The sequence below is a fragment of the Paraburkholderia atlantica genome (genome assembly GCF_009362785.1).
In the GTDB taxonomy this organism is placed as follows: domain Bacteria; phylum Pseudomonadota; class Gammaproteobacteria; order Burkholderiales; family Burkholderiaceae; genus Paraburkholderia; species Paraburkholderia atlantica.
This window is the reverse complement of the sequence record NZ_WHNQ01000140.1, coordinates 1-3,121: the sequence shown is the minus strand read 5'-3', so window position 1 is coordinate 3,121 and position 3,121 is coordinate 1. Positions and strand designations below refer to the sequence as shown.

The following is a 3,121-nucleotide window of genomic DNA, read 5'->3' as shown; positions in this document are numbered from 1 at the left end:
GGTGGGTTTGCCGTGGCAGCGCATCGGTCCTAACGGCGTGATTCGCGTCGTATGACGCCCGCAAGGACGTAAACGGTGGCGCTTTCCCGGTCTCCAAGGTTCTGGCAGACTCGTCTGCATGAACCTGCCCGCCGATCTTAACGCCCTCAGCCCGGAACAATTACGCGCGCTTGCCGCGCAGCTGATTGCCCAGGTCGAGGACAGGGAGCGGGAGATTAACGCCCACGCATTACAGTGATCTGCGTGCCGTGGTCTACGACTTCGCCGAGAGCCCGGGCAGGCGAACATGCCCGCGCGTCCCTCGCTGGCTGGCAGGGCAAGCTGGTGTGCGCCGACTACAGTGGGTACAAGGCTGGATTCCAGCAGGGAATCACTGAAATCGGATGTGCGGCGCACGCGAGACGCAGGTTCTGTCTGGCGACAATTGCCTCTGCCGGTAGCGACAACTAGATTTGCCGGTTTCCGGCGGCCGAACTGTTGAGGTTCGGGTCGTCGCTATCATGCGGCTCCTTGCGGAGCCGGCATGAAAAAAGACGGAGAAATCAAATTGGTGCGGGAAGAACGACGGAAAGGGGTAACCCAGAAACTGGCTGCAGCGCGTACGGGGATGAGCGAGCGCACAGCCCGCAAATACGAACGTGCTGGGAAGTTGCCCAGCCAGATGAAGAAGCCGCGCACGCATCGAACGCGCGAGAACCCGTTTAGCCTGGACTGGCCATGGGTCGAGGAGCAACTCCAGCGGGATTCGGCGCTCCAGACCAAGACCTTGTTTGCGCTGCTGTGCCAGGCGTTTCCGGGCCGATACCAGCAGGGTCAACTGCGAACTCTGCAGCGACACGTTCAGGCGTGGCGAGTTCGTCATGGCCCAGAGCAGGAAGTCATGTTTCCACAGGAGCACATCCCCGGACGCATGGCTCAATCCGATTTCACGTCGATGAATAGCCTTGGGGTAACGATCGCCGGCACACAGTTCCCGCACCTCGTCTACCACCTGGTGCTCACGTACTCGAACGTGGAGGCCGTGCGCGTCTGCTTCTCGGAAAGCTTTGAGGCGATAGCCGAAGGGCTGGAAGCTTGCCTGTGGCAGATCGGTGGAGTTCCCGAGTGGCATCGCACCGACAATCTGAGCGCGGCGGTACGCGACCTGGATCGCGAGGGCATGCATGAGTTCACGCAGAACTATCGCGCCGTGCTTGCGCACTATGGAATGCAGCCATCGGCAAACACTGCGGGATGCGCGAATCAGAACGGCGACGTCGAACAATCGCATTTCCGGTTCAAACAGGCTGTCGATCAGGCGTTACGCGTTCGTGGCACGCGAGACTTCGGCTCGCGTTGCGACTACGAACACTTCCTTGGTGAGCTTGTTCGGCAGCGCAACCTCACTCGCACGCAACGCTTCGAGGCAGACCGGGCAGCGCTCAAGCCGCTGCCCGAGGCGCCGCTCGACTTCACGCGTGAGGTGACAGTGCGCGTGTCCCGTTTCAGTCTGATCCGGGTGCTTAACAATCACTACTCGGTTCCGTCCAGGTTGATCGGTGCATCGCTGAAAGTGCGAATCCGCTCCGAGATCCTGGATCTTTACCACGGACAGGCGCACGTGCTTACCCTGCCGCGCCTGACAGGCCGCAATCAGCGCCGCATCGACTATCGGCATCTCATCTGGTCTCTGGTTAGAAAGCCTGGGGCGTTTGCCGCCTACTGCTACCGGGACGAACTGTTTCCGACGACCACGTTTCGCCGAGCCTACGACGCACTGCTCGCCGCAACTCCGACGAAAGCGGACCGGGAATACCTGCGCCTGTTGCATTTGGCCGCAAGCACGTCAGAGACGGAAATTGACCGAGCCATTGGCCGCCTGATGGATGACCAGCGCATACCGACGCTCGAAACCGTACGCGAGCTCGTAACGAGCCCGGCACCGACGTCGGTTCCGAAGATCGGCAAGGCCGCCATCAACTTGCGGGATTACGACGCGCTGATTCCGACATGGAGTAGCCATGCATAACCCGCGGGAAGAACTGCTGGCGTCGCTTCGGGCGCTGAATCTCGGTGCCATGGCGGCTGCGGTGGAAGACACCGCATTGCGAGCAGCGAAAGAAGGACTGACTCACGAGGCGTTCCTGCTTGAGCTTGCCCGTATCGAACGCGCCGCGAAGGCGGCTCGCCGGATCGAGCGGCTCCTGAGGCAATCCGAGCTGCTTCCAGACAAGACTTTCCGGGCTCTCAACCTGGATCGGTTCGATCCGGCAACCCGTATGCAGATCGAGCGGTTGCGCAGCGGCGGTTTCCTCAAAGAGGCCATCAACGTGGTAGCTGTAGGCCGACCGGGTGCAGGGAAAAGCCATCTTGCCAGCGCCTTGGGTCACGCCCTCGTCGAGCAGGGCTATCCAGTTCTGTTCACACCCACGGGCGCCTTGGTGCAGCGTCTGCTCGCAGCAAAACGCGATCTGCGATTGCCACAGGAGCTGGCAAAGCTGGATCGTTTTGAGTGCCTGAGTCTGGACGACATCGGCTACGTCCAGCACGACCGCGATGAGATGGAAGTGTTGTTCACCTTGCTCGCTGAGCGCTATGAACGCAAAAGCATCGTCATCACGACAAACCTCGTGTTCTCGGAATGGGAACGAATCTTTAAGGACCCGATGACCACGCTTGCGGCAATCGATCGAGTGGTGCATCACAGCGTCGTGCTCGACTTGATGGGAGTCGAAAGTTACCGGGCAAAAGCGGCCGGCGCGAAGCCGACGGCGCCGGCCGCAGTAGCATCATAGGGCGGCAATTTTAGTTGTCGCCGGTGGCAGTTCTAGTTGACGCCAGACAAGGTTCTTCGATCTGCATGCCAATCACAGCAGCCAGATCGCCGCATTGGCGCTGCCATTCTTCGCTGCGCTTTACGACATCGAGCGCGAGGCGCAGACACTGGAAGCTGAAGAGCGTCGCAGGCTTCGACAGAGCCGGGCCAAACCGGTGTGCGACGCACTTCATGAATGGATGGTGGCGCAGCGCAAGCTGGTTTCGGAAGGTTCAGCGATTGCGAAAGCGCTGGATTACAGCCTTAAACGCTGGGAAGCGCTGACGCGCTATCTCGACGACGGACATGTGCCCATAGACAACAACT

General features: G+C 60.4%; 2 protein-coding genes and 2 pseudogenes. All 4 read left to right on the top strand.

All coding sequences use genetic code 11. From position 1 onward, the window contains the following. Positions 1 to 224 precede the first annotated feature (224 nt). Positions 225 to 411: pseudogene (locus GCT19_RS41400) on the top strand (IS66 family transposase); the annotation flags it as partial. A 112-nt stretch (positions 412 to 523) separates the two neighbouring features. Then, positions 524 to 2,008, top strand: coding sequence for an IS21 family transposase (gene istA, locus GCT19_RS41395; protein ID WP_152855050.1), 1,485 nt, complete (start codon positions 524 to 526; stop codon positions 2,006 to 2,008). Next, positions 2,001 to 2,774, top strand: a complete 774-nt coding sequence (istB, locus tag GCT19_RS41390) for an IS21-like element helper ATPase IstB (protein WP_018432829.1) — start codon at positions 2,001 to 2,003, stop codon at positions 2,772 to 2,774. The genes istA and istB overlap by 8 nt, the downstream gene beginning before the upstream one ends. Positions 2,775 to 2,823: 49 nt before the next feature. Beyond that, a pseudogene (locus tag GCT19_RS41385) lies at positions 2,824 to 3,121 on the top strand (IS66 family transposase); the annotation flags it as partial.

Coding starts and splice junctions, on each gene's coding strand:
- istA (WP_152855050.1), top strand. CDS start 524: ATGAAAAAAGACGGAGAAATCAAATTGGTGCGGGAAGAACGACGGAAA.
- istB (WP_018432829.1), top strand. CDS start 2,001: ATGCATAACCCGCGGGAAGAACTGCTGGCGTCGCTTCGGGCGCTGAAT.